The organism is Desulfoluna spongiiphila, assembly GCF_900101345.1.
GTDB classification, from domain to species: domain Bacteria; phylum Desulfobacterota; class Desulfobacteria; order Desulfobacterales; family Desulfolunaceae; genus Desulfoluna; species Desulfoluna spongiiphila.
Map to the genome: position 1 here is coordinate 13,491 of NZ_FMUX01000003.1, position 26,518 is coordinate 40,008.

A 26,518-nucleotide genomic window follows, 5' to 3' on the forward strand; every position below is an offset into this window, starting at 1 on the left:
ATAATAAGTCAGACTTACCAAGCCCTCATCGGTAAGGGCAGCTGGTTTCATTTTACACCAGTGTTTGATAGCCCTAATTTGTGATAATTGCAATGCCTTCGAATGGCCATAACCTCTGGAGGAACAAGCTGTTATTTAAAAAATGTCTACGTGTAGACATCCCTCTAAACCCCCACCCCAGCCTCCTCCTTCCGCCTCTCCACAAACGCCTCCACACTTCCCTCAATCACCCGCAGCCCCCTTCGATTCCCCGTATAGTAACCCTCGATCTCACCAACCTCCAATAGCTTGTAGACGTGAGATCGTGAGCAGGGGATCATCTCAGCCGCTTCCATTACATTCACCGTTCGTTCAATCATTTTACACTACCTCTTGTTGTACCAACTGGGCCGGTTTCGATTTCCTGTGATTCTTTGTCGGACGTCCTGGGCCTCTTGTTTTGGGGCCGGTTTTGGTTTGGGGGCGGCTTTTTTCTTTTCTTCGACCTTTGATAGGAACCGGATGCTCGGCATCCAGGACGAATCGGCGCAAGCTGCCGCGTACACCTCGCAGTCCAGTAAATGGTTCGCTCGTCCGCCGATCTGTTGCCAGCTCACCTTTCTGGTCTTCTTGTCCCGGCGCTTCTCTTCAGCGAGGAACTGCTTAGCGTAGTTTACGTCTGTCTCGGAATGCAGGTAGAATCTTTGCTTGTCGGCTTTTCGTCCTGTTTTAGGATCGGCTTCTTTATTGCCAAGGCGGACGTGTAGCAGCTCCTTCAGATTCTGTGTGTCCAAGAATCTAAGCTCCAGGCCTCCTGGGATGGGCTTGCTGCTTCGAGGCAGCTTGTCCATGACCTTCATATGCACATTTTGAAGTTGCCCTTTTGATGAGCCCTTGATCCCAAAAATCACGCCCCGGCTGTTGTCCCTCAGCCATTCGTAGGCCTCTTCCGTTCGGGACCAAGTATCATCGCTGTTTATGCCGCCACCGGTATCGAGGGCAGCCCGAAAGATCCCCATGGTCTCTTGCGAGTCTTGAACTGGATACCGTGTGTTAAAGACAAGATCTTCAACGGCATCCCAATCGGAGAGGGTCCCGTACTGGATGAGCCAACTGGTGAGGTCCTTGTCCCAGGCCCTGACCACAAAATAAAAGTTGCTCTTCTGCATGTCGATGCCGCAGGTGAGTGCTATGGCTTCTTTGGGCACGAGGCCAGGTGGGATGTCTGTCTTATGGGAAAGCAATTCATCTTCATCGGCAGTGGACATAATCGGCTTATGGGAAACGGCCTTGTACTGGGTGTCGAAGGCCATCATTTTACGCGGTTCCTTAAGCCCTTTGAGGAAGGCAGCAGCCACTTCGGAAAAACTCACAAAGGGTGAGTACCAGGAGGGGAGGTGGTAGCCCACGGAGACAGCCCGGGGTATCTCTTTTTCCGGCACCCATCGCCCGTTTTTGACAGCCCGGTCCCGATCGGTGTCGTCCCAATCCATGCCGCACTTTGTGCAGGTGTACCGGGCCGACTTCTTCCTGACGACGGTTCGCGGATCCGCTTGGGAGCCCTTGGGCCAGTGAATGCTTCCGAATTCCATCTTTTGGAAGGTCCCGCAAATAGGGCAAAGGGCCTCGTAAAAATACCAGAGCTCCACTTCCTCCTTCATGAGCCTGTCGAACCCATCGTCATGGTCAGCAGGGGTAGAGAAGTAGAGGATCTTCTTGGTAAAGGGGTAGACGTTGGTCCTCACCTCGCCCAGGCTAAACGGATCCGCTTCTTTGCCGGAGAACTCCGGGTACTTTCCCGGCTCATCAAAGAAGAGATACCGGATGGACTCTGAGGCCAGCACGGCAGGAGAGGTGGCCCAGGCCATGAGGATGTCCATGCCGTTGGTAAAGCTGATGGAGTAGGTCGAAACATCGTCCGCCTTTTTGCTCAAAAGATCCGCTGTTCTCGGAGAGGCCTTTAGGGAGGGGATGATCTGCCGCCGGTTGATCTTCTTGACGGACTTTTCATCGGGCATCACATACATGGCCGGGCCGGGGTCCTGGTCCACCGCATACTCCATGCAGTTGATCGCCACTTGGGTTTTTCCCGTCTGCGGGGCAAAGCACAAAAAGATTTTCTGCACCCAGGGCCTGTTCCAGGCGTCCATGGGCTCCACCAGGTAAGGGGTGAGCTCATTGGTCCACTGCCCTGGTGCCGACCCCTTGGTTACCCGCCGGTATTTTTCTGCCCACTGAGAAACGGTGAGCTTCTCTTTGGCCTTGAAGATCTGGCGCTCCCCTTCGGTAAATGTGATTGTGTCCATCGTTGTCATGCCTCGTCCTCCTCAATCTCTTGAACATCCTCCTTCATCTCAACCCGTGGAACCTGCCATTTCTTCGGCTCTGAATACCGCCCGAAGAAATCCTCCGCCTGATCAAGGCAATAATCCACCAAATCTGAGGTTTTGTCCGTACAGCCATCCATCCGCTTAACCATCTCTCCTGCCTTAGATCTGAAAAAAGTTTCCAGGTCGTTTCGGAAGATGGAGGCCCGTGCGGCCAGCTCCCCGTTGAACAGATCCCGGTCGATGTACTGGCCGGACTCCACCAGGGTCTTCATCTCCCAGTGCTTGGCCTGGGCTTTTGCCTTTCTGGTTTCAGCTTCCAGCTTTTCTTTCTGGAGCTGGCCCGCCTCTTCGGCCGGGCTGGTGCCGTCCTGTCTTTTCAGGTGAAGGGCTGCGTATTTTTCCACGTCCTTGATGTGGAATACCCCGTCCACCGCTTTTAATTTCCCCTCTTTCAAATGCCCGTAGACACTTGATTTTGAAACCTTCCAACCCTTGTCGTTCAGATATTCTGTCACGGCTAACGGGTTTGGTAGTGTTGGAGTAGACATCTCTTCCGGCCCTTTTTTCTGTTGGCCGAGGTCATGCAAAGCTTTGTTGATCTGGTTTAAGGTACGGACATTTTCGGCGGTGGGCTCCTGCGCCACCCGGAGCTGGGCCTGCTGCTTTGCTTTAAGCAGCACCTTGAAATCCCGGTCGCTCAGCTCCCCTGCAATGTCGTTGATATCTCGCGTGTCTTTTTGTTCCGTCAAATCCGTACAACCTCAGCTTTTTTTCCGGTGAATTCTTCCCAACGCTTTACAATGACCTGGCAGTAATGGGTTCCCAGTTCCATGGTGCGGCATCGTCTGCCGGTACGTTCACATGCTATGAGGGTTGAACCGGAGCCGCCGAAGCAATCCAGGACAATCTCCCCCCGCTTTGATGAGTTGCGAATGGCCCGTTCGATGAGGGCCACCGGCTTCATGGTGGGGTGGTCGCTGCTCTTCAGCGGTTTGGCAACGTTCCATATGGAGGTGAGCGCATCATCCCCCTGGAAAAGAAGCTCATAATCAGGAACCCGAACCACGATGTGCTGGATTCCATCCGTGAACGTTAAAATGGACTGGCCGTCTTCCTCTTTTTCGATTGTCATCAGGGAGTCACTCTCAGTGACGCTCTGTTGTTTTCTTCCCCCGAACCACCGATGGGCCGCGCCCGGCTTCCATCCGTAAAGGATGGGCTCATGCCTGCTGTGATAATCCTGCCTGCCGAGCACAAAGCCGTTCTTTACCCAGATGAGGCACTGCTTCTGGAGCCAGCCGGAGTTGGCCAGGGCCTCCCTGAAATTTTTCCACTCCGCGTCCGAATGGCAAACGTAGATGCCGCCACCAGGAACGGTGTGCTCACACATGTTGGTAAACGCACCGAAGAGAAGGTCATAAAATTTCTGGTTGTTCAGGTTGTCGTTTTCGATTTTCAACTTCTTCTCGGTGCCGCCTGTGTAATCCACGTTATACGGTGGATCGGTGAACACCATGTTGGCCGACTCGCCATCCATGAGCGTTAAGAAATCTTCATGTTCCACGGCATCCCCGCAGAGAAGCCGATGCTCCCCCAGAATCCAGAGGTCCCCGGCCTGGCAACGGGAATCCGCAGCCTCGTCCACCTCGGGCACGGCATCGGGATCCGTCTGGCCGGACTCCAGGAGAAGATCCCCGATGAGGTGATCAATCTCCGAGCAGTCGAACCCGGTGGCTTCAAGGTCAAAGTCGAGATCCGCCAGTTCCTTCAGCTCCAGGGCGATCTCGTCCAGATTGAAATCGGACTCCGCCACTTTGTTGTCCGCAATGCGGAAGGCCTGGATCTGCTCCGGGGTCAGGTCCGCCACGCGGATGCAGGGGACGGTGGCCATTCCAAGCTGCTGAGCAGCCAAAAGCCTTCCCTCACCAGAAATGATAACCAGGTCATCATCCACCAGGAGCGGGATGCGAAACCCGAAGGTCTCGATGGAAGAGCAGATCTTTTCAACCTGGCCCTTGGGGTGGTTCTTCAGGTTCCGGACGTACGGAACGAGCGTCTCGACTTCTAAAAATTCAATGTGCATGAATCAGACTTTCAACTTCTTTGAGTGTTTCAAACTTCAGTCGCCACATACGAACCGTATTGGGATGGTTCCGGACGAGCCGTGCTGTTTCTGTGTTCGAGAACCCGGCCTCAAGGAGGAAGGCCAAAAGCACCAGCTCCGTGAAGCTCTGTTGACTCCGGGCCAGAAACGTACCCGTAAGCGCTGTAAAGAATTTCCCGCAAGCCGGGCAGGTCAGGCGAAGGCCGTTCCAGAAACGTTGCAGCCGATTGTCACCTTCGATTGCCGCCCCGCATCCGGGACAAAAGACACCGGCGGGATGAAGCCGCCGCAGAACCCAGTCCTGGCAAAACCCGGCATCCAGGAACTCAGGCCCAAAGGCCGCCAGGGCGTCTGCTGCCGTGAAGGTTGCCGGTGTGCCGGGGTTGATAGCCGTTGCTGTGTTTTCAGTGGTTTCCATTTTTCCAGCTCGTTTTAAAATTTAAGTGCGAAGAACTATCGCGCTCATTCGTACCCGCATGGGGCAAAGCCTGAGAAGGACCCAAGCCGCTTGGGCCTCTCCGGCCCCCCTTCCCTCACCGGTCAACCCGGTCACCCCCGGTCAGGCGGGGCGGTCAGGGGTTAAGCCCCTGAATTCTTTTATTTGGTCAGGGAGGTCAGCCCTTTTTTTTAGAAAACAAAAACTTTTTTAAGGGGCCTCTTAACGCATGCATACGCAATAGGTTGTGTTTAGGGTTGACCGGGCTGACCACCCCACCTATCAGCCCGACTTCATTGGTGATATCTGGTCAGGGGTCTTGCGGTCAGGGCTGACCACCCCCTGACCACCCCCTGACCAACCCCTGACCATTTTCTCGGGGAATCGGCGGCCCTTCCGGACTCAAGGGGGCGGGGGACATCAGGAGATAATCTTCAGGCTGATGTTCTTGACGCACTGCACCCTCTTCTGCCCCTCACGGGCCCGATACTGGGCCAGGCAATCAATCGCCAGGTACAGCTCCCGAAAGAAGTTGTCGTAGCTCATGGGGGCAAAATTACGGCCCCTGGCCCACTCGTTGTAATCCCTGAACAGGACATCCTTGGCGGTGTATCCTGCGGTCTTTCCCACGTCGCACCGGTCCTCGGCATAGCTCAGGATCGGGTTGTTGCTGAACTTGTACTCCATGAGGAGATCATCGGTTTCCTTGCTGTGGGAGAAGCCCCCCTGCTTGCGCAGGCAATGGAGGCCCTCAAGGGACCATGCGAAGATCTCGGAGAGTTCCTCCAGCAGCTTCTCTTCAAGCTGTGTGTCGGCGTCTTTGCCCAGGAATTGCCGCTTGAACTGGATGGGCAACACGCGCCTGAAGAAGCCGTCCGAGTTGTCCAGGACGCGGGGTTTCTTGTTGGCCGCGAAGATCAGTTTGCAATAGGGCGTAAAGTCAAAGGCGTCCTGGTGCTTGAAGGCCGCCGTGATGGGATCCCCGGTGACGATGGCCTTGAAAAAGGGGCTGTCCAGGGCCTTGGCCCCTACCTCCGTGCTGATGTTCAGCAGCTTGTTGTAGAGGCTGGACCGAAGGAACTGGTCCTCAAGGTCTGCAAAGCCGATGGAGGAGCAGTTCTGAAGGCCCACCATGTGCCGCAGGATCTTGATCACCGTGGACTTACCGTCCGCCCCCGGCCCAAAGAGAAAAAGCGCCTTGGCGTAACGGGTGTCCCGCGTCAGGCAATACCCGAAGAACTCCTGGAGCTGGTCGATGACCGCCGGAGTCTGGATCGTCTCCTCCAGAAATTGAAACCACCGCTCCGGCTGGGCCTTGGTGTGGCCGTCATAGTCGATGGGGAGGCAGCATGTACTATAAAAGCTTACGTGGTGAGGGCGTGTTTTAAGGGTTTCTAAATTAAGCATGCTGCTTTCAAGGCACACCCAGTCGTCCTGGTCGTTCACCGCCCTGCCGTGGGGAATGGTGCTGAGCATCCGCGCCTGAAGGGCCGCATCGCTCACCCGGTTGGCCTTGGACTCCTCCCCGAGCAGCTTGATGCACCGCTTCTTGACGTGGTCCTCTTTGAAGACCACCCAGTGGGTCTTGGCCCACTTGTACAGAAGGCCAGTCTCCGGGTCGTTCAGGAGCGAAAGGTCCTGGAGGATCCGCTCGGCCAGGAGCCTGGGCTTGAAGGAGAGCCGATCCCCTACCCCATAGGAAAAGAACTCCCGGGCGCAGGAGATCTCCCCGGAGTCCTTCATGATGTAGGGCTCGGCATGGTCGATGAGGTTTTGCAGGTCATCGGGAGTCTGGCCGTGCTTGGCAAAAAAGTCGGTGAGGTCCTCCCCGTGCTTCTCCGGCCACTGGCCGTCGTCGCGCCGCCCCATGAAACCGGGCCAGTTGATGAGCTTCAGGCTCCGGCTCACGGTGTAGAGGTTTTGACAGGAGACGTCCCCGTAGGTCATGCCCGGCTGGTCGCAGTCCCGGGCCACGATGATGTCCCGGTCCAGGAGCTGGTTCAGGTGAGCCTGCGCCCACCTCTTCGGTTTGGTGGTGTTGGCAATGGGGTTGAAACCCATGGAGAGCGCGCACACCACGTCGGTGATGCCCTCCACGTAGAGGACGGGCCCTTCCTTAAGGGGGGCCGGGGGAAACAGCCGGGTCTGGCCGAAGCCCTTGGCCCAGGAGACCATCTTGTATTCGGTCGCCCCGGGCTTGTAGAGGATGATGTTCACCAGCTCCCCGTCTTCATGGATGGGGAAAGCGATCTTCCGCCAGTCCGGGTTCTTGATGGGAACCAGCTCCCCCGTCTTGCTGTCCTGCCGGTGGGTCTGCATGCGAAGGCCCAGGGCCTCGATGGCCTCCCGGGTCCACATACGGGTCTGGGCCAGGCGCTCCACCCAGGAATCGGGAAGGGGCGGAAACTTGGCCCAGGCTTCCCGCATGGTGGTGTAATCAAGGGCGTCCACTTCGGGCTCTACCCTAATTTTAACTTTTGGCTGGGGTTTGGATTGATGGGGCGTCGGGGATCCGGCAGACGCGTTGCGGTCGGTCTCAATGCCGTATTCATTCAAAAAGGCCTTAAAACCATCCTTGGCGTCCAGGCCACGGCACAGGCTGTACAGCTTCACCAGGTCGCCGCTTGCCTGACACCCAAGGCAATGGTAAACGTCTTTTTTCACATTGTAACTGAAGGAGGGATTCGTCTCCTCATGAATGGGGCACAGGCCCCGAAGTTCCGCCTCGGTTGATGCTTTTTCGTCCACACAGAACAGCGATTTTGCAATGTCGGCCCTTTGGGCTTCGGTCAACTTATCCAGGGCGATACCCATATCAATTAAGCCTTTCCAACAACACAACTTTTCTCTTGTTCAGAGTAAAATCGTGTGTTACATATTTCTTGGTTTATTTCAGTTTTTAGGGCCTCGACAGTGCCAGCTGTCGGGGCCTTTTCTTTTGCCTCTTGTTCAAATGAAATCCACCGCTTCTCAGTCAAGCGGCCTTCTCCTTGCTTACCCTCCCCAAAATCAGCGCCTCCAGCTCGTCCAGCTCCCTGCGGCACTGCTTAAAACTTGCCAGCAGTTCAAGCTGGGCATTCTTGGTGGGCTTCCCGTTGGTCATCAACTCCTGGGCCTTCTCCCGAAGCGTCGAAATAGCCGACACCACGTCAAAGGACTCCTTGTCCCAGTTGTCCGTGGGACAGAAGACATCCTCCTTCGTGACCAGGCTCATGCCTTCCGGCTCCAGATACCTCATCAAAAACGGATCTTCCGTCACCGCCACCACCGCCTTTAAAAGGCGAAGGTTCATCTTGATGCGGCCTGCCAGGTAGTCGTAAATGGTCGCCTCCGAAAGAGACATCCGCTCAGCGATCCGCTTGACCACCTCCGACTTCAAGCACCGGTGCTTCACCGCTGCATTGGCTTCGTTGGTGATCTCATCACGCTCCGTGTCACCTAAAACCATTCCCAAAACCTCCCATTAGCTTTTCTGTATCCACATGGCGCACTCGGTTCTATAAAGTGGCTATGCTGCGGCCCTAGGCTGGGCTCAAAAGATGAAGCGTCATAACGACACATCATATTTTTTTAAGCTCTTCCCAGGGGCAACCAAACTCATCCGGCCACAACCATTTGCGCCGATCAATCCCGGTTACTTGCTCGATTTTCAATGCAAGTGAGGGCGTTACTCTCCTGCGACCATTCTTAATATCGCTCAGATGCTTGGGAACCACCCCTATCTTTTGTGCGAGGATATATTGTTTCATAGACAAATCTTATAGAGCAATATGTTCTATATTGTCAACTCATAGATAGAACAATTCGGGAGATTGAAAAAATGGAGCATGTTGCTACATTGCTTTTTATGAAAACTTCAATCTACGACAAATGGCTCCAGATCTTTATCGAGCTGCTAAATAAGGAAGGCAGAGGATCCCAAGCCAGAATCGCTCGGGTGACGGGAAAATCGACCAAACACATTAACGATATTGTGAAGGGCCGAAGAAGAGCCTCACTGGATCTCCAGGAGGAGATCGCCAAGATTTTCGGACTCACCTATGAAAAAATGCTCAACCTTGGAGCCCCCCAGGAACCCAATGAGCCTTTTCCCAAATACAATGAAGTGATGATGCTTCCCCTTGAAGAGCGAGCCTGGGCCATTGCACGAATCGCCGCTGAAAAACACAATATCACGGGTTTCATGTCTTTCCACGGAGGTCGAGACAGCAATGAAAAACCCGAACTGATAGCAAAATTTTTAAAAGGAGAACTTACAGAGGAAGGGTTTTATAACGAAGCTTGTAGTTTTTTCGAAGAGATGGAAAAGAATATCAAGGCGCAATTAGCAAAACGGGGTTTTTAGTGAGTTTGGTTTACAATGCAATTTTTGATTTAGAAAAAAAGTGGCAAGGGTTCAACCGAAAGCCGTTTTCAAAAAATGACCTAATTCAACTGGCCGGGAAGCACAACATCATTGTACTTGAAGACAACTCGGTCCTCAATGCCTGTGCACTCCGTTACAAAGCCGATAACATCATCCTATACAACCCCCACCAACCTGACATCGATTTAATCTTGGGAATTGGCCATGAACTCGGACACTTCAGCCTTGGTCACGTCATGAACGACGCAGCCCCCCTTCATGCAAACTACCTGAGCAACAGCGCAAAAGAAAAAGATGCAGGGATCATCGGCTTTCTCTTTTGGGCTCCGACACCAGATCTGTATCGAATGAAGGCCAATGGGTGCCTCAACCTCGAAGAAGTATACAGCAATTGCAGAAATAATTGTTACGGAGACATTACAGGGGTTAACCTTGAAACTGTTTGTTCGGCACGGTTAAGGATTTATAATGCGTTAATAAAGTCAAACAAACCATACCCTAAAAAAACACATCGCTTTGTTTGAACATTTATACCCAAAATCAAATATACAGGACTCACCACACTCCAAGCGGCCGACACAGCGACGTGGCATTGATATTATTGACCAAGCCCTCAATTTGAATCGAAAATTTTTCGAAAATTGGCATAGGCGACTTTAGCGAAACCGATACTATCTTCAATATCTAAAGCTAAGTTTAAAATTGATATTTTGAATGATTCCAACTTTTCAACACTATTTATATCATTATCAATTAGCTTGTGTTTATACACACTAACTATTTCATTAATCGCCTTAATATTCATCCCTGTTAGATCGACATAGAATAGACCAATCTCCTCGTCATTATTGTATTCGCTAATCTTTTTTGAAGTAGTTATTAAGTACGGACCTGGCTCTGAAAACTCCCCCGATGAATGGACTGCAAACGAGGTTAAAATTTTCTTTGAAAGTTTATAGTTAACTTCTACATCACCTAACACACCTTCCCTTTTGGGAATTAAAAAAATATTCAGTTTATTTTTTTGGAGATGATCAAGCTCACTTTTCTCGGAAGAGCACTCTTCAATTTGTTTGATCAGAGCTTCATACAACATACCTGCCTCTTGGTCGCCCCCTTCACATCCAAGCAAAACGTACGTATATGCCCCATAGCCTCCAGAAACGTCATCATATGAATATATATATTCATACGTATGCGCTGAGATATTTGAAGTTCTGAAGGGCGTTGTCATCGGCACAGGCATAGTGCCCCACGTTGGCAATTCTTGATGGGACACGTCATTAGCTTTACAACCTGCAATAGAAAGCGCAGAGACAAGTATAAAAATATATTTTCGCGCAAATCTATCACTCATTTTCACCTCGCCTTTTTTTGAATTGAGCAATAACCAGATATGTCAAAGACGCGAACAAAACACCTAACAGAGCGACTAATTTCACCAAATCGTATGCGGAGACGGTATGGTATACCCTCCCGATAATTAGAGACAAAAGTGCAATATAAAACAGCACTAAAAAAGAAAACAATAATTTATTTTTCATGCTCCCCCACAATGCTCATCTATATTTCCTGTCATCCAATAATAGTAATTTTAAAAGCAACTACCACGCATTTGGAAAAAGTACAAACGTTTAAAATAATGCACTATTCCCCCAAACACACAGACCAACATAAATCACCCTATTAAAACATATCAACCAAGTTATCAAGCCCCACTTTATTACTACCGAAACGCAGCAACCTAAAAATCATAATTATCCACGCCAAAAACTACCACTCGGACCTAACCCCACCTTAGAGCCGAAACAGCTCTCTTTTAAAAAACTCTGACGATAATGCGATTGGATCTGTGCGGTACAGATTTCAATGTTATTTGGAAATTTTGTGCACTTATCAAACACAAAAAAAACACCCCTCCATAGAACACACATAGAGCCACTACGTTAATCATATTGACATATAGAGCAAGATGCTCCATGATTGCTTTGAAATTGATTGTTGTTTTAATCAGCGTCTTAATCGAAAAAGGCTCTCTAAACCATCTACAACAAATACAAAAACAACCAATCTAAACATAAGGATCAGAGAACAATGCCTGATTACAGAATAAACCAAAAAGTCCATTACCACCCCACCGTCGGAGGCCCCCACGACGGGAACGAATACACAATTAGAGCCATCGCCAACATGGGCGGGATACGCAAACTCGTCTGGCTGGTGGGGAAGGCCAAGAGTGTCCCCATTGAATCGTTAAGCCATGTGGAACAACCCAAAATATCCGAATCAAACAACGATAAATAACGGCTGATCGCATTACCTACTTTTCAACACATATCAACCAATAAGGTGAATAAATGAAACAGACGACAACAGAGTACAATTGCCCGGCATGGATCAACTTTTTAAATGAAGTGACAAATGGAAACGACGAAGCCGTAAAACAGCTCCAAGAGTTTGCAGGCTCATGCCTTGCGCCGCAATCCTGCTGGGGGAAGGCTCTGGTTCTTTCCGGGAAGGGTTGGGGAAAAACAGTTTTTGTCAAAATTCTCAGGGAGATGGTGGGAACAGAAAAGACATCCTACGTTGCAAATTCAGGTTTTAAAAATGAATTTCTTCGAGCGGAGCTGAAAGACAAATGGCTGAACACGTCCACACTGGGAAGTCCTGATGAGTTGGATGACGCCTACTTCAAATGTATCGTTACCGGCGAATTTGTGACTGCCAGCGTGATGCATGGAGACAGCTTTCACTTTTCACCTACCTGCAAGCTGGTCCTTGAAACCAGCACACTAAGCGTAGAAAACCGTCGCTGCCTTACCATAGACTTTGGATATCGCCCGGCAAGCCCGGCCCGAGACCTTTTCCATGAACTCCTGAAAGAGATCGACGCGATCAGGGACTGGGCTTACGAAGGTTTGAAACGGCTTATTGATCAGGATTGCTTTTCCCAGGGAAATAAAGCCGATTAACAACTTCTTTTTCTTTTTGGGGATACTCTTTGAAAGCAACATTATCCATAAGCGAACGTATCTTTAAAACAAGCTCATTTGCTTCAGTCGCCATTTTGGCCTGTTCGCTGCTTTTCGGGTACTTACGGCTCAGGGTAGTGCTTGATTTTACTAAAAGGTTGTAGACGTCTTGAAGGTCTGAACCTAACTCTTGATGTTCCTCAAAAGACAACATTTGGTTTCCCTTTTATATTGATAATTCAATCCACTGACTCATTAACGAGTCAGCCTATATTCTCAGTCATAACGATGCAAGAAAAAGTAAGCATCCCTATATATGAGGCCAAGACGCAAATGAACATAACCTGCATCGCAAACCAAAAAGGAGGCGTGGGCAAAACCACCACCGCCATCAACCTGGCCGCCGGGCTCGCACAGGCAGGAAAACGGGTTCTCCTTGTGGATCTGGATCCCCAGGCAAACCTCACCAGCGCCGCCGGAGTGTTTGCTTCGGGCTGTGCCTACACAACAAGCCATGTACTCCACCAGGAGGCGGGGATCCCCGAAGCGGTGGTGAAGGATGTCCTGGGCGGCTGTGTGGATCTGCTCCCGGCGGACGAGACGTTGAAGCGTGCCGAAGATCTGTTGATCCCGGAGCTGTTCTCCGAGTCCCGGCTGGCCAAGGCACTCCAGGGACTGGACTATGACCACGTGCTCCTGGACTGCTCCCCTTCCCTGGGGCTTCTCACCATCAACGCCCTGGTGGCGGCCACCCATGTGTTGATCCCCTGCGACTACGGAAGCTTTTCCATCGGCGGGATCGCCAACATCCATAACAAGATCGCCGAAATCGGCCTTGCCGGAAAGACCGTGCGCCTGTTTGTCACCATGTACCGCAGCACCACCACCCGCACCAATGAATGGGCAGAAGGCGAATTGTCCCAATACCGGGAGATCATGCTCCGGACAAAGATCCGTAAAACGGAGCCCCTGCTCCAGGCGGCCATCGAGGAGCAGAGCATTTTTCAATTCGCGCCCAGGGGGATCGGGGCCGAAGACTATGCCGCCCTCACCGAGGAGTACCTGGCCTTATGAAAAAGCTCGGAGCCAACAAAAAGGTGAAGATCGCCGCCGGGTTCGGCGGAGAGACCGGCACCTCATCCCATGAGCTTCTGCCCCAGGGCAGCTTCCTCAACGTTCCGGTGGGTGCCCTGAAGCCGAACCCGTACCAGCCCCGGCAGGTGTTCAATCAGGAGGAGATGGAGGCCCTGGCCGAGTCGATCCGGCACCAGGGCGTCATCACCCCCTTATGCATTTTCGTTGAAAAGGACCAATATTTCATCGGGGGCGGTGAGAGGCGATGGAGGGCGTCCAAGATGGCAGGCAAGGCCACGGTGCCCTGCTACGTCACCACGGGGAGCCCTGCTGAAATCGGCCTCATCGAAAACATGTTCCGGCAGGACCTCACGCCCATGGAAGAGGCCGAAGCCTACGCCCGGATGCAGAAGGAGTTCCGATACACCCACCAGGACCTGGCCCGGGTTGTGGGCAAGTCCCGCAACAACATCACCGAAACCCTGGGCCTGAACAAGCTGCCGGAGACGATCCGGGAAAAATGTCTACGCGTAGACATCTCAAAACGGGCACTCATCGCCATTTCCCGGATGGAGACTCCGGAGGCCATGGAGGCGGCATTCAATCAGGCCACGGGCATCAGAACAAACGAGACGGATGAACCGAAGCCACCCAAGGCGAAGAAATCCAAAGCAGCCGGGGCCACCGCCCGGGTGGAGAAGCTGACGGACGAAATCCGAAAGGTGAACCTGACCGAATGCCAACCGGATGAATCCGCGGCCCTGGTCCTGGCCCTTCGGGACCTGAAGACGGAGCTTGAACGGCTCCCGAACATGGCGCTGTCCATGATGAACCAGGAGGCCGGACCCGAAGAGCCCCTGAACCTCACCGGCTCCTGCCGGGTCAAGCTCCTTAATGCTGGCTTTCGGATCTTCAGGACGCTGGACTACGACAAGGCGATCAAAGAACTCAGCCACACCGGCGGCTGGAAGCTGGTGAGCAAGCATAAAACAAAGAAAGCGATGAACGAGGCCCTGGAGGAACTGCTCCGGGATCCCATGTGCGTGAGAGATTAAGGGAGAGCGTGATGGCGCGAATCAACGAAAAACTGGTTGCAGAGCTGAAGAGAGATTACCTGACGGCAGAAGAGCTGGCCGAGGTGTTTCGGATAAGTCACAAGACCATCCTGAACTGGAACTGCGACGGCAAATTTGAGCAGGGCGTGGAAGTCATCCGCATATCCGGAGTGCTGCTCTTTTACTGGCCTGCGATCAAGGCGCGCCTTCATGCGAAACCTGAACCGCCCAAGAAACGGACCAAAAACATTCCCAGGCCTGAAGGCTGCCTCATCAATATGTAATTGGCATCGCCCTTCCCCGTGTTGTATCGTCTTGCTGATACAGATGAAAGGAGGTGGCACGAAAGGATACAACATGACAGGAAACGAAGCCGTTTTGATCGACTTCCCCAACCAGAAGAAAAAGGACTGGAAGCGGGACAAGCTGAATCAGAACAAGAAAGGGTCCGTCTACGAACGAGGCGGGAAACTCTACGTCTATTTCTTTTACAAAAACGAACGGGTGAGGGAGCCCTCCGGGCTTGCCGACACCAAAGAGAACCGCAAGAAGCTGAGACTCTTCCTGGACAAGATCCATGTGGAGATTGAGGGAGGGGAGTTCGAGTTCGCCTACACCTTTCCGTACAGCAAGAAAAGGGACCACTTCACCCTTCTGGAAGGGCGCACGCTGAACACAACGCCCGAGGAGATCACCTTCGGCAGCTACTTTGAGAAGTGGATGAAGGAGATGAAGCCGGGCATGACCGTGGGAAAGATCCGCGACTATCAGAAGATTGCAGACTTCTATCTCCTGCCCTACTTCGGGGAGATGCCCTTTGCAGAGTTCAAGATCATGACCATGAAGCGGTTCCTGGCGCATCTCACCGGCATGCAAAACCGATACGGTAAGCCGCTTGCGGCCAGCACCTTGAACAACGTCTTCATCCCGCTCCGGGCCATCACGGCCGATGCCTTTGCAGAGTATGAATGGGCCATGCCGGATCCGTTCATCGCTTTGAAGATGCCCAAGCGGAAAAAATCCAGGGTGAACCCCTTTACCCTGGACGAGTGGCAGGAGCTGATGGGTTTTATCCGTTCCTGGTACAAGCCCTATTTTGAGTTTGCCGTCACCACGGGCCTCCGGCCATCGGAACAGGTGGCCCTGAAATGGTCGGCCATCGGCGACACCTACATGGAGGTCGAGCTGAGCCGGGTGAAGGGGCTTGAAAAGGAAGACCTGAAGACGGAGAGCAGCCGCCGAAGCATCGAGCTTCGCCCGGCCATGAGGGAGATCCTGGAGCGCCAGAAGAAGCTCACCGCCCACTTAAAGAGTGAGTATGTGTTCCTCAACATGGCAGGCAGGCCAATCAACCAGGACAAGATGCGCCAGCTTTGGGAGAGGGCCGAACAGCGCGCAGACATGGCCCACCGCCGGATGTACGAGATACGGCACACCTTCGCCTCCTGGGCCCTGGCAGCAGGGGAACAGCCCGGATGGGTGGCCAAAACCTTGGGCCACTCAGATCTCACGATGGTTTACACGGTGTATGCCCGGTTTATACCGGCGCTGAGGAAGGATGACGGTGGGAAATTCGAAGACATGTACGCAAAAAAGCACCTCTCTTAAGCGTGGCCCTCGTAAAACTTCCACATTTTACGCCACATTGCTTAAAAACGGTGCTTTTAGACTATCTTAACCACCTGATTTAACAGGCTTTATAACTGGTGGAGGCGGCGGGAATCGAACCCGCGTCCTGAAATAATTCCCCGTAAGACCTCTACACTCATAGTCAGCATATCAATACGGTCGGATTTTACCTGCTGGCTCGGTCCTCCGATCGTCCCCTTATGACATTAATTTCAGTTCCGGACGCCGCCAGGTGGTGGAATACCAGGCTTCCGGTCCCTATCACATTAAAGTTGCGCCACGTTGACCCTAAGTGAGAAAGCCAGGTGACGTGCCTCCCGTGGGAGACAGTGTTGCGGGTTCACTGCAATTAAGCAGCTACCGCATATGCGTAGTCGTCAGCAATTATGTTTTGATCGATTATTTACGAGGCCAACGATCATCCTCGGAGTGCAGTCAAACAGCTCTCATATCCCAGTCGAACCCAGGACGCCCCCATAAATTGGCTTCACAAGAGATGTGACCTGCCTGAGCCGAAACGAGGTGGGTGGCTCAAACCAATCGTAAAGTAATGCATCCGGACCGGCCTGTCAATGGCCATGGGCGATCCGATTGTCATCCGGGCCACCGAAACCGTGGGATGGTTGCGACCCGAGCGGTTAATCCGAATAATCCTTCTGCTTGTTCATGCGGTTCACCTCAAGCTTGGCGTCCCGCTCTTTCATGGTCTGGCGCTTGTCGTAGAGCTTCTTGCCGCGACCGACCCCCACCTTCATCTTGATGCGGTTCCCTTTGATATAAAGGCTCAAGGGGATCAGGGAGCACCCTTTGATATTCATCATGTCAGAGATCTTTCGGATCTCTTTTTTGTTCAGCAAAAGCTTTCTCGGACGCAAGGGGTCGTGGTTGGAATGAAAGGAGAAGGGGTACTGGGAGATGCTCATCTGGTAAACAAAAAGCTCTCCATTTTGAGCTATCTTGCAATAGGCTTCTTTCAGGTTCACAGCCCCGTCCCGCAGGGATTTTACCTCCGAGCCCACCAGCACCAGGCCGGCCTCGTACTGGTCGGTGATTTCATAGTTGAACCGTGCCTTTTTGTTGTTGGCGATGGTTCGGGTACTCTTTTCTGCCATATCGTTATCCTTGCCCACTCACAGTGGCTGATCCCGCATCGCCCTTGGCCATGCGGTCGAAAAAAACCGGTGACCGCACGGCGGCACCGGTTTTCCATACTCGGTTCACCCGGCCGCATTGGCAGCCGGAGGCATTACGCCGAGGCGGTTCCGTTCTCGTTCTCTTCGGGGTAGACAAAGGCATCCATCATGGTCGCCACCCCGCCGACGGTTGTTTCGTCCAGAACCCTGTCGGCAAACTTCCGGGACTCGGAGAAACTGAGGCCCCGGATCATCTCTTTGACCACAGGCAGGGACTGGGGGGTCATGGAAAGTTCGTCAAGCTCCAGCCCCAAAAGCACAGGCATATTGGCGGGCTCCGAGGCCATCTCGCCGCAGATACACACCTTCACGTCGTGCTTCTTGCCCACCTCCACCACCTGCTTGATCAAGCGCAGGACCGCGGGGTGAAGGGAGTTGTAGAGATGGGCCACCTTACGGTTGCCGCGGTCGATGGCCAGGGTGTATTGCGTGAGGTCATTGGTACCGATGCTGAAAAAATCCACCTCATCGGCAAGACGCTCAGCCATCACCACGGCCGAGGGAACCTCGATCATGATACCGATCTCAAAATTCTCGCTGTAGGGAATCCCTTCCGCCTCAAGCTGTGCGGCCGCTTCCTTGAGCATCTTTTTGGCTTCGAGAACCTCTTCCACACCGGAGATCATGGGGAACATTACCCGCACGTTGCCGAATGCCGCCGCCCGCAGGATGCCACGGAGCTGGGTCATGAAAACGTCGGGACGCTGGAGGCAGAAACGGATGGCCCGAAGCCCCAAGGCCGGATTCTCTTCGTCGTTCTCCCGGGCGTAGGCCAGGGCCTTGTCGCCGTTGATATCCAGGGTCCGGATAACCACGGGCTCGGGAAAAATAAGCTCTGCCACCTCTCGATACTGCTCGTAGAGTTCCTCTTCCGTGGGGAAGTGGGAACGGCTCAGGTACTGAAATTCGGTTCGGAACAGGCCGATGCCCTCGCCGCCGTAATCCATCACCGAGACGATCTCCTCGGCCAGCTCAATGTTGCCCATGAGCTTGATGGTGACCCCGTCCACGGTGGTGGCGGGAATCTTGCTCCGGCGCTTGATGTTGGCCCGGCGCGTCTCGTAACGCTGCTTCTTTTCTTCGTACTCAAGGAGGGTCTCGTCCGAGGGGTCGATAATGACCAGCCCGTCGTTGCCGTCCACGATGATGATGTCGTCATTCTTGATCAGGGCCGATACGTTGCCCAGGCCCATGACGGAAGGAAGCTCCAGTGTCCGTGCGATGATGCTGGTATGGGAGGTTTTTCCTCCGCGATCGGTGACGAAGCCCTTGACGCGCTCCAGCTGGATACGGCTGGTGTCCGCCGGGGTCAGGTCCTTGGCCACGAGAACCACGCGCTTGTCGATGTTGCCGATATTGACGGCATCGGCCCCCACAAGGTTCATCATGATGCGGTCGGAGACCTGGACAATGTCATCCACCCGCCCCTGGAGGTAGGGGTCGGCAATGTCCTGAAACATCGCCTTGGCCCTGGCGGCGACCTTTTTCAAGGCCCACTCCGCGTTGATGGCCTCCTCCCGGATGGCGTTGATGGCCCGCTCGTAAAGCATCTTGTCCTTAAACAGGGCAAGGTGGGATTCCAGGATCGTCAGGTGATGGTGAAGCTCTTCGGGGAGCTCTTCAATCACTTCGATCAGCTCGTCCTCGGACTTTTTCACCGCCGTTTTGAATCGATTCACCTCTTCTCGGATGCTCTCGGGAAGGACGGTGTACTTCTCCACAACGTCCACGCCTTCCCGATCCACGAGATATGCCTGTCCGATGCAGATCCCCGGTGATCCGCTGATGCCCTTTAATACTGTATCTGAACCTTTGTCTACCATGGGTAAAGATCTGCTCTTCTTTTATTTATCGTGACCGCGCACGCGTCATGGTGCCGGTTCACGCGTATTAACCGAGCCTTACGGCTCCTGGTGTATCGCCCGCGCACCGTGGGTCGGCCCCGGGCCTTGCAAGAATCGAACAAGCCTGATGGTGTTATACAACATGCCGGCCGCCAACATAAGCGGAAAACGACAGATTGTTTCAAGGCCCCTTCGACGGGAACGTTATGCGTTAGATTTTAGAATAGTGTATCACCGCGGACCACGCCTGATGCGTATCTCCCCCGGGCCGGAACGGCCGGGGCGGGGAATCACTCATCGGTTTCGATGAGTTCGAAAATTCGATCAAGGACAGACCTGTCAGACGCGTCTTCCACTTCGATCTCCACCTCGACGCCGCGGGCACAGCCCAGGGTCAGGATGTCGATGATGCTTGTGGCGTCGGCCTTTTCGCCATCACGGACCAACCACACCTCTCCCACGGCCTCGGCTGCGGCCTTGGCAATCATGGCAGCAGGCCGGGCATGAATGCCCAATTCACTTTTTACCGTTGTTTTTCTTGAAATTGCTTTGATATGACTTACCTTCAGGAATTGATGCGTAACAGTCCGGTCTCCCGGCCCAACGAAAATACCGGACATTATTAGCACACAGCATCCCCTTGTGTCAATCTGAAAACGCTGATATTATTTCAGATTAAAAACAATCCCAAGGGGTTGTGATTACCCGCATATTCGCTGAATGCGCCTTTAGACCACAGGAGGCTGGTCCCATGAAACAGTCGGTCACCATATACGGAAAAGACAAATGCCCCTTTACACGGGCCGCTGTCGACGCCCTGAGAGAAAAGGGCGACGAGGTGGTCTATATCGACGTCCTGAAATCCGAGGAGATGATGGACAAAATGCTCTCCATTTCAGGGGGCGGACGAAAAATTCCGGTCATTGTCGCCGACGGAGAGGTCTCCGTGGGCTGGCAGGGAAAAACCTGACGGGTCTGACACGACCCCGGCAGGTTGCCGGAACCCCCATCGCCTGTCTGCACGTCAACCAAGGGCCCACGGCCCGGCACCCTATTCAGGAATGCCTTGTTGAGCGGACGCTGCGTTACACCACATGAGGAGTTATACCATGAAGCATCAGTACGTGATCGAAGAGTTCAAACTTGAAGAATCCTGGAGACTGTTCCGCATCATCGGCGAATTTGTGGAAGGGGTGGACAGACTCCACGACCTGGGGCCTGCCGTGAGCATCTTCGGGTCGGCCCGCACCAAGCCGGGGACGCCCTACTACGAAAAAGCGCGTGAAATTGCGGCCCTCATGGTGGAAAACGGGTTCAACGTCATCACCGGCGGCGGCGGGGGCATCATGGAAGCGGCCAACCGCGGCGCCACCGAGGCAGGCGGAAAATCCGTGGGACTCAACATCAACCTGCCCTTTGAGCAGAAGCCCAACCCCTACTCCAACATAAATGTTGAATTCAACTACTTTTTCATCCGAAAAGTGATGTTCGTTAAATACGCATCCGCCTATGTGATCATGCCCGGCGGTTTCGGTACCATGGACGAACTCTTCGAGGCGGTTACCCTCATCCAGACCCAGCGCGTCATGCCCCTGCCCCTGGTCCTGTTCGGCACCGAATACTGGGGCGGGCTCATCGACTGGATCAAGGCCCGCATGCTGGAAGCGGGAACCATCAGCGAAGGAGACCTCGACATCATCAAGCTCACCGACGACCCCGAAGAGATCGTGGAATTCGTCAAGGCAAGCAAGAAGGATTGATCAAGGGGCTCTTTCCGCCCCCCTCATAAACGCAGCAGCACCCACAGGCGGCCTCCCATGGGCCCATGGCCTTTATGGGTGCACGCGCAACAGGCCCAACCGTCCATGGGCGCCCTCCGGAGGCGCCCATGGACTATCCCCTTCCTTGGTCAGGCGTTGCGGCAAAGGCGGCAACCTGATACAGGTACCTCTGTTTATGAGACACATGAAACACCTCGCACCCGACAAGAGACACAAACAGTCCCCAAAAGAGACCAGGGGTACGGATTAAAGGCCGCCCAAGACCGGAAAAAGGACCGACACATGATCGGCCCCAGGCGCATCCATCTCCCCGTGCCCCCAAAAACCCCACAGATCCCATGCCCCACGGGCTTGAAACAAAGGCAATACAGCACCATGAAATCCACGCACACCCTCCATGTTCAAAACGCCACGGCCATGGAAGAGACCCGGGACGACAGCGTCGACCTGGTGGTCACCTCCCCCCCGTACCCCATGATCGCCATGTGGGACGAGGCCCTCTCGAAAGCGGATCCGGCCATTGCAACGGCCCTTGAAATGGGACGCGGCATGGAGGCCTTTGAGGCCATGCACGGCATTCTGGACAAGGTCTGGGATGAGCTTGCCCGGGTGGTGAGAAGAGGCGGATTCGTTGCCATCAACATGGGCGATGCCACCCGCACCATCGGCGGAGAGTTTGCCATCTACCCCAACCATTCCCGCATCACCATGGCCATGCTCAAACGCGGGTTCACCCCCCTGCCCGAGATCCTCTGGCGCAAGGTGAGCACCGCACCCAACAAATTCATGGGTTCCGGCATGCTTCCTGCAGGTGCATATGTCACCCAGGAACATGAATACATCCTGCTCTTCCGAAAGGGCGGCAAACGGGTCTTTAAAAACGGCCCGGAAAAGGAGCTGCGAAAGGCCTCGGCCATGTTTTGGGAAGAGCGAAACAGATGGTATTCGGACACATGGAGCGATGTTTCCGGCGTGCGTCAGGAAATCGGCGACAAGGCTTTAAGGCAGAGAAGCGCTGCCTACCCCCTGGAGCTTCCTTTGCGTCTCATTCTCATGTATTCCGCCATGGGAGACACCGTGCTGGACCCCTTTTCAGGAACAGGGACAACCATGCAGGCGGCCCTTGCCACCGGTCGACACAGCGTCTCCTATGAAATCGACAGCGGGTTTTCACCGCTGTTCGACCAAAGGGCCAAGGGCGCTCCGGCCCTGTCACGCCTCATCGCACACTCCCGGTATGAAGACCATGTGCGTTTTGTAAAGGAGAGGCTGGCGGCCGGAAAAACGATCAAACACACCCACGGGGCCTGGGGATTGCCTGTGGTCACTGCCCAGGAGAAAGAGATGACCCTGACGGTTGCCGTCTCCGTGGCAAAGGATGGGACAGGATTTTGCGCTGAGCACGCCCCCTATGTGCCGGGTCAGGACGCTCCGAAGCCCACACCGCTCACCGAGACAGATGACGCACCAAAAAAGACAAAGGCCAGTCAGATGGCACTGTTTACCTAAAACTTAACGATGAAAACAGGCTTGCACCCCTGACCGAGTTTTCAGGAGGATTCATGGATATATACCCCGATACCACAGACCAACCCAAAGGATACCCCACGCGGGAGGATTTTTTCGTCTCCACCGACGGTGACAAAAAAGGCTTCGGCCTGTTCACCAGACGGGCCTTTAAAAAAGGGGAGATGATGGCCCGCTTCACCGGCGAGGTGTTGGATGAGGTACGGCTTCACACCCTTCAAATCAGCCCCACCAAGCACCTTCACGACCCCCACTTTGTGGGTTACCTTCTGCACGCCTGCGATCCCAACGTGGCCCTGGACATGAAAACCCTCACCATGTGGGCCTTAAAGGACATCACCGAAGGCGAGGCCCTCACCATGGATTACACCTCCACGGAGGATGTCCTCTACAGGCAGTTCCCCTGTCTCTGTGAGGCCGACAACTGCCGCAAATGGATCACAGGAAAGTTGGAAACCTTAAGCGAAGAGGGTAACGCCTACCTGAGCGGCTTGAAACGCCAGGCTACGTGCCAGAAAGCATACGCCCATGCCTGATTCCGAACACGCCCCCTTCTGGTGGGAACGCGACCGGCTCCGCTACGACAAGGGGCATCTCCGATTTGCCGGAGAAAAGGTGCAATCCCTGGCCCGCCGCTTCGGAACCCCCACCTTCCTCTACAGCGCCGACCGCATCCGGGACAACCTGGCCAGCATCCGGGAGGCCCTTGAGACAACCGGGCGCCCGTACCGACTCCACTACGCCATGAAGGCCAACCGGTTCGCCCCGATCCTCACCCTCATGGCAGGGGAATCCCTCTGCGGTATCGACGCCTGCTCCCCCGAAGAGGTGATGCACGCCATGGGCTGCGGCTTTAAGGAGTCCGATATCTCCTACACGGCCACGGCCGTCTCCAACAGCGACCTGGACACCCTGGCCCGATTCAAAAACCTGCACCTGAACTGCGATGCCGTCAGCACCCTGCGCCGCCTGGGCCCACGGGCCAAGGGTCGCGACATCGGCCTGCGCATCAACCCCGCCATGGGCGTGGGCTACGGAGACAACGAGCTGCTCCACTACAGCGGTGAGGCCACCACCAAATTCGGCATCTACAAGGAGCAGTTCGACGAGGCCCTGGACACCGCGGCCAGACACAAACTCGCCGTCACCACCCTTCATCTTCACACCGGCTGCGGGTACTTAAACGACCAGCTGCCCGTGTGGGAACAGATCCTTGCCGAAGCCAAAACCTTTGCCGAAAAGATCCCGGGCCTCAGGGCCATCAACCTGGGCGGCGGCCTCGGCGTCCCCCATACAAAAGACGACACGCCCCTGGACCTGAAGGCATGGGCAGCCGTCATCAAACGGGTCTTCGGGAAGTCCGGCCTCACCATCGAGGTGGAACCCGGAGATTACGTCGTCAAAGATGCAGGCCTGCTCCTCCTCACGGCCAACACCGTGGAAACACGTCGGTCCACCCGCTACATCGGTGTGGACGGCGGATTCAACATCGCCGTGGAACCCGCCTTCTACAGCCTCCCCTTCGAACCGGTGGTCACCCGCCTCCGAAAGGGCCCCGACCTTCCCGTCACCGTGGCGGGCAACATCAACGAAGCCCTGGACGTCTTCGCCGAAGGGCTTCCCCTGCCTCCCGTGGAAGAGGAAGACACCCTGGCCCTGATCAACGCCGGGGCCTACGCCTCCGCCATGAGCTCCAACCACTGCATGCGCGGCCAGTTCCGCGAGGTATTGCTTTTTTAAGGACGTTGTAAAAAACGAGCCTCCGGCGGCGAGGTGAGCCGCCTCGAAAGCTGGTTGCCATTGCGCTTCGCCCTTCGTTCCTCAGGGCAAATCGCAATGGCGTTCACAGCGGGTTCCGCCCGCCATCAACATCAGTCACTATATGAGTATCTCCTCGCTCCGAGGCGGAGCCTGGGAGAGAGGAAACCAAGTCGGCTTCGAGGTCAACATCGGCCTTGATCATCGCTTGGCCCATCGGCGTATTTATATTCCCCCCCGGACCCCCTTGTCCCCTGGAGCGCCGCACTCCTGTGCGGCACGGGTAACGACGGCCTAAAAAGCCGCACTAGAGTGCGGCGCTCCATTTCAGTCAATCTTTCTCGGTTATTTTTGAAGGTCACCGCCCAAACGTCATTCAAAACGAATCATAAAGGCCTAACCCCGCCAAAAGACGAAGCCGGTGGCCATTCAACCATGGTGCACGGAGTGCACCCTACAGGGTGTCGCTCGGCGTGCCGCCTTGCCATATCCAAAGCGTTTGAGCAACGAGGCTGAGGGCATCTCCCATTGCATTGGAGGCACCGGATACCGTCGGGTGCGTTCCACGCACCAGAACCAACACCACGCAATGGCACCAAAGACGCCCAAAAAACGAAGCCGGTGGCCGCTCAACCATGGTGCCTGGTTCTTCGTTCAATGAATTCGCTTCGCTCATGCCCCCTAACCCGGATATTTCACGAATCGAGTGCACCCATATTCAAGGCATCAGAGCTGCAGATGTAGTGGTTTACCTCAAGGATCTGATAACGCAGAAGATGGGTGCACTCGGCTCGCCCGAAGGGTGAGAATATCGAGCAGATAACCGTGGATTACATTTTGTATTTTTGAAATGTATAGTTTTTATTGAAATAAACATTTGTAATAAGTCTATATTATTGTGGGTTGTCCGTTTTCTCATGAAATATCCGGGCTAAAACAAAACGGGCCGTGGATGATCCAAGGGATCAACCACGGCCCAATGTATTCAAATAGTCTGAGGGCAACGCCGTTCACGGACTTAGGGTCCAGAGGGGGGCATTTCCGGTTAACGTCAAGCGAATCCCAAATGCCCTTCATGGTGTTTCCAGAAGAATGAAATGGGCCTCTCCTGCCAAGCCGGTTGCCACATGTCACACATCACGCGAATGCTCCGAGAACGTTTGCAGAAGGGCTGCCTCCATGCATTCGCCACAGGGTTTCAAGGTGCCCCCACCTTGCCGCCGGAGGCAGGTTTTCCCTGCCCACTTAAACCACAGAAAGCATTCTTTTAACGCACCATCCGGTTGTACCGGCTTCCGAAGTTGACGTAGTCCCCTGAGGGCGCTTTCCTGGGCAGGGCCTTGATTCTGCGGCCCATGGAATTGGGGAGCCAGTGGGAGGGCTCTTCGTCCCAGGGCACATCGGCCTGGATCCGCCTGAGGCGGGTGAGAAGGGTGGCCATGCCGGAAGGGTCGTAGCCGGCGCGTTTGGCATAGACGATCCCCCGGGCGTCGGCCTCCATTTCGTAGACCTCTTTCCTGCCCCGGATGGCGTGTTCATACATGTCCGCGGCCAGATCGTCCAGTTCCTGCTCCACCTCGTCTTTCCCAAGTTCATCGTCCATTTCCGCAAAGGCGTCTTCGGCGTGGATCTTGGATTTTCTCGCCTCGGTTTCGATGGCACCGTGATGAAGGGTCACGTGGGAGAGCTCGTGGGCCAGAAGGCAGGCCAGCTCATTTTCACTCCGGATGGTGCGGAGCATCCCTTTGGATACAAGGATCACCCCCATGGGTGTGGCGTTGGCAAAGATCGCTTCGGTGTCCACCACATGGACACTGATGGGAAAATCGTAGAATTCCGAGCTCTCCACCACCAGCTGGGCCACGTTGTTCACGTAGGCCACAAGGGACTTGTCATTCACCAGCCCCGGTGCGGTGAGACGCCCCGTGATGTAGGCGCTCACCGCCACCATCTGCTCGCTGATAAAAAAGGGTCCCTTAGAAGCCACGGCGGTTTTCGAAAGAAAATACCCGTGGGAACGACGCCCGCTGAAGGTCTCCCGCTTAAAGGCCCCGTACCCCTCGGGGGTCACGTAGCGCACAAAGGGGGCCTCAAAAAGGGCCTGGTTCAGGTTGCCGGTGCGCACCGTGTTTTCAAAAAAGCCCTTCACCGCGGCGGTGACCATGACCGTTGCCATGCGCCGCCCTGAGGTGTCCTGGGCCATGAGACCGTAATCAATGGAGCGGCCCTGGGCTTTGAAGGCGTTTTCCGACAGCCAGCCGGAGACACCGCCCGGGGTCCTGGCCTGACGCCACATGCCCCGGGTTTTAAGGACCGTTACCTCGTCCCCTTTGCTCAGGGTCTTCACCACCGGATAGAACGAGCCGGGCTTCTGCCGCAGGGAGGCAGACGACACCTGGATGGTTTCGGCAAAGGCCGCGCCGCAAAACAGCAGCACCAGCATCACCGTGATGCATTGAATCGTTTTCAT

The 26,518-nt window shown here is 54.4% G+C and carries 27 protein-coding genes and 1 other RNA gene; 13 read left to right on the top strand and 15 right to left on the bottom strand.

Translation table 11 applies throughout. The annotated features are described in order from the left end of the window. Positions 1-164 precede the first annotated feature (164 nt). From BLQ12_RS05390 to BLQ12_RS26890, 8 genes are all read right to left on the bottom strand, one after another. Positions 165-359, bottom strand: coding sequence for a helix-turn-helix transcriptional regulator (locus BLQ12_RS05390; protein ID WP_092209055.1), 195 nt, complete (start codon positions 357-359; stop codon positions 165-167). Between the two features lie 6 nt (positions 360-365). Further along, on the bottom strand, positions 366-2,294 hold the full coding sequence (locus tag BLQ12_RS05395) for a terminase gpA endonuclease subunit (RefSeq protein ID WP_092209057.1): 1,929 nt from the start codon (positions 2,292-2,294) through the stop codon (positions 366-368). Continuing rightward, on the bottom strand, positions 2,291-3,058 hold the full coding sequence (locus tag BLQ12_RS05400) for a hypothetical protein (protein ID WP_092209059.1): 768 nt from the start codon (positions 3,056-3,058) through the stop codon (positions 2,291-2,293). The genes BLQ12_RS05395 and BLQ12_RS05400 overlap by 4 nt, the downstream gene beginning before the upstream one ends. Next, positions 3,055-4,392, bottom strand: a complete 1,338-nt coding sequence (locus BLQ12_RS05405; RefSeq protein WP_139163862.1) for a site-specific DNA-methyltransferase — start codon at positions 4,390-4,392, stop codon at positions 3,055-3,057. The genes BLQ12_RS05400 and BLQ12_RS05405 overlap by 4 nt, the downstream gene beginning before the upstream one ends. Then, positions 4,382-4,831 (bottom strand): zinc ribbon domain-containing protein, encoded by a 450-nt coding sequence (locus tag BLQ12_RS05410; protein WP_092209062.1) that lies wholly within the window; start codon positions 4,829-4,831, stop codon positions 4,382-4,384. Before BLQ12_RS05410 ends, BLQ12_RS05405 begins: the two co-directional genes overlap by 11 nt. Before the next feature lie 438 nt (positions 4,832-5,269). After that, positions 5,270-7,663 (bottom strand): phage/plasmid primase, P4 family, encoded by a 2,394-nt coding sequence (locus BLQ12_RS05415; RefSeq protein WP_092209064.1) that lies wholly within the window; start codon positions 7,661-7,663, stop codon positions 5,270-5,272. A 160-nt stretch (positions 7,664-7,823) separates the two neighbouring features. Beyond that, the gene (locus BLQ12_RS05420; RefSeq protein ID WP_092209066.1) at positions 7,824-8,297 is read right to left on the bottom strand and encodes a hypothetical protein; all 474 of its coding nucleotides are present in this window, start codon (positions 8,295-8,297) and stop codon (positions 7,824-7,826) included. Positions 8,298-8,409: 112 nt separating this feature from the next. Beyond that, positions 8,410-8,598, bottom strand: a complete 189-nt coding sequence (locus tag BLQ12_RS26890; RefSeq protein ID WP_139163863.1) for a helix-turn-helix transcriptional regulator — start codon at positions 8,596-8,598, stop codon at positions 8,410-8,412. A 71-nt stretch (positions 8,599-8,669) separates the two neighbouring features. Between BLQ12_RS26890 and BLQ12_RS05425 the strand changes: the two genes are divergently transcribed. Together BLQ12_RS05425 and BLQ12_RS05430 are read left to right on the top strand one after the other, a co-directional pair. Beyond that, entirely contained in the window at positions 8,670-9,194 is a 525-nt protein-coding gene (locus BLQ12_RS05425) for a helix-turn-helix transcriptional regulator (protein WP_092209068.1), read from the top strand. Continuing rightward, positions 9,194-9,739 (top strand): hypothetical protein, encoded by a 546-nt coding sequence (locus tag BLQ12_RS05430; RefSeq protein ID WP_092209070.1) that lies wholly within the window; start codon positions 9,194-9,196, stop codon positions 9,737-9,739. Before BLQ12_RS05425 ends, BLQ12_RS05430 begins: the two co-directional genes overlap by 1 nt. Positions 9,740-9,828: 89 nt before the next feature. Here BLQ12_RS05430 and BLQ12_RS26895 read toward each other — a convergent pair whose 3' ends face one another. Then, complete coding sequence (locus BLQ12_RS26895) at positions 9,829-10,572, bottom strand: hypothetical protein (RefSeq protein WP_139163864.1); 744 nt, start codon at positions 10,570-10,572, stop codon at positions 9,829-9,831. Between the two features lie 737 nt (positions 10,573-11,309). On the opposite strand from BLQ12_RS26895, the gene BLQ12_RS05445 reads away from it, so the two are divergent. Together BLQ12_RS05445 and BLQ12_RS05450 are read left to right on the top strand one after the other, a co-directional pair. Beyond that, positions 11,310-11,519: a hypothetical protein gene (locus BLQ12_RS05445; protein ID WP_092209076.1), complete on the top strand. Its 210-nt coding sequence runs from the start codon at positions 11,310-11,312 to the stop codon at positions 11,517-11,519. A 53-nt stretch (positions 11,520-11,572) separates the two neighbouring features. Further along, positions 11,573-12,187, top strand: coding sequence for a DUF5906 domain-containing protein (locus BLQ12_RS05450; RefSeq protein ID WP_092209078.1), 615 nt, complete (start codon positions 11,573-11,575; stop codon positions 12,185-12,187). On the opposite strand, the gene BLQ12_RS26900 is transcribed toward BLQ12_RS05450, so the two are convergent. Beyond that, on the bottom strand, positions 12,144-12,401 hold the full coding sequence (locus BLQ12_RS26900) for a hypothetical protein (RefSeq protein WP_139163865.1): 258 nt from the start codon (positions 12,399-12,401) through the stop codon (positions 12,144-12,146). The two genes, BLQ12_RS05450 and BLQ12_RS26900, sit on opposite strands and share 44 nt — an antisense overlap. A gap of 119 nt (positions 12,402-12,520) precedes the next feature. On the opposite strand from BLQ12_RS26900, the gene BLQ12_RS05455 reads away from it, so the two are divergent. From BLQ12_RS05455 to BLQ12_RS05470, 4 genes are all read left to right on the top strand, one after another. After that, positions 12,521-13,261, top strand: coding sequence for a ParA family protein (locus BLQ12_RS05455; RefSeq protein ID WP_175469521.1), 741 nt, complete (start codon positions 12,521-12,523; stop codon positions 13,259-13,261). Next, positions 13,258-14,316 (top strand): ParB/RepB/Spo0J family partition protein, encoded by a 1,059-nt coding sequence (locus BLQ12_RS05460; RefSeq protein WP_092209083.1) that lies wholly within the window; start codon positions 13,258-13,260, stop codon positions 14,314-14,316. Before BLQ12_RS05455 ends, BLQ12_RS05460 begins: the two co-directional genes overlap by 4 nt. An 11-nt stretch (positions 14,317-14,327) precedes the next feature. After that, positions 14,328-14,600, top strand: a complete 273-nt coding sequence (locus BLQ12_RS05465; RefSeq protein ID WP_092209085.1) for a hypothetical protein — start codon at positions 14,328-14,330, stop codon at positions 14,598-14,600. A 73-nt stretch (positions 14,601-14,673) separates the two neighbouring features. Next, positions 14,674-15,924 (top strand): tyrosine-type recombinase/integrase, encoded by a 1,251-nt coding sequence (locus BLQ12_RS05470; RefSeq protein ID WP_175469522.1) that lies wholly within the window; start codon positions 14,674-14,676, stop codon positions 15,922-15,924. 96 nt (positions 15,925-16,020) lie between these two features. Here BLQ12_RS05470 and ssrA read toward each other — a convergent pair. The 4 genes from ssrA to BLQ12_RS28150 all read right to left on the bottom strand — a co-directional run bounded on the left by ssrA (position 16,021) and on the right by BLQ12_RS28150 (position 19,602). Then, positions 16,021-16,421: a transfer-messenger RNA gene (gene ssrA, locus BLQ12_RS05475) on the bottom strand. Between the two features lie 162 nt (positions 16,422-16,583). Then, on the bottom strand, positions 16,584-17,057 hold the full coding sequence (smpB, locus tag BLQ12_RS05480) for an SsrA-binding protein SmpB (protein ID WP_092209089.1): 474 nt from the start codon (positions 17,055-17,057) through the stop codon (positions 16,584-16,586). A 134-nt stretch (positions 17,058-17,191) separates the two neighbouring features. After that, positions 17,192-18,961 (bottom strand): phosphoenolpyruvate--protein phosphotransferase, encoded by a 1,770-nt coding sequence (gene ptsP / locus BLQ12_RS05485; protein ID WP_092209091.1) that lies wholly within the window; start codon positions 18,959-18,961, stop codon positions 17,192-17,194. A gap of 311 nt (positions 18,962-19,272) precedes the next feature. Further along, positions 19,273-19,602, bottom strand: coding sequence for an HPr family phosphocarrier protein (locus BLQ12_RS28150; RefSeq protein WP_092209628.1), 330 nt, complete (start codon positions 19,600-19,602; stop codon positions 19,273-19,275). Between the two features lie 131 nt (positions 19,603-19,733). Here BLQ12_RS28150 and uxx1 point away from each other — a divergent pair, with 131 nt between their 5' ends. From uxx1 to BLQ12_RS05515, 5 genes are all read left to right on the top strand, one after another. Next, positions 19,734-19,952 (top strand): UXX-star selenoprotein family 1, encoded by a 219-nt coding sequence (gene uxx1, locus BLQ12_RS05495; RefSeq protein WP_092209093.1) that lies wholly within the window; start codon positions 19,734-19,736, stop codon positions 19,950-19,952. 139 nt (positions 19,953-20,091) lie between these two features. Continuing rightward, positions 20,092-20,742, top strand: a complete 651-nt coding sequence (locus BLQ12_RS05500; RefSeq protein WP_092209095.1) for an LOG family protein — start codon at positions 20,092-20,094, stop codon at positions 20,740-20,742. A gap of 396 nt (positions 20,743-21,138) precedes the next feature. After that, positions 21,139-22,272: a DNA-methyltransferase gene (locus tag BLQ12_RS05505; RefSeq protein ID WP_092209630.1), complete on the top strand. Its 1,134-nt coding sequence runs from the start codon at positions 21,139-21,141 to the stop codon at positions 22,270-22,272. A gap of 53 nt (positions 22,273-22,325) precedes the next feature. After that, positions 22,326-22,826, top strand: coding sequence for an SET domain-containing protein-lysine N-methyltransferase (locus BLQ12_RS05510; protein ID WP_092209097.1), 501 nt, complete (start codon positions 22,326-22,328; stop codon positions 22,824-22,826). Continuing rightward, a complete protein-coding gene (locus BLQ12_RS05515) occupies positions 22,819-24,030 on the top strand; it encodes a diaminopimelate decarboxylase (RefSeq protein WP_092209099.1) in 1,212 nt (403 codons plus the stop codon). The genes BLQ12_RS05510 and BLQ12_RS05515 overlap by 8 nt, the downstream gene beginning before the upstream one ends. A gap of 1,285 nt (positions 24,031-25,315) precedes the next feature. Here BLQ12_RS05515 and BLQ12_RS05520 read toward each other — a convergent pair. Next, a complete protein-coding gene (locus BLQ12_RS05520; RefSeq protein ID WP_092209102.1) occupies positions 25,316-26,518 on the bottom strand; it encodes a M48 family metallopeptidase in 1,203 nt (400 codons plus the stop codon).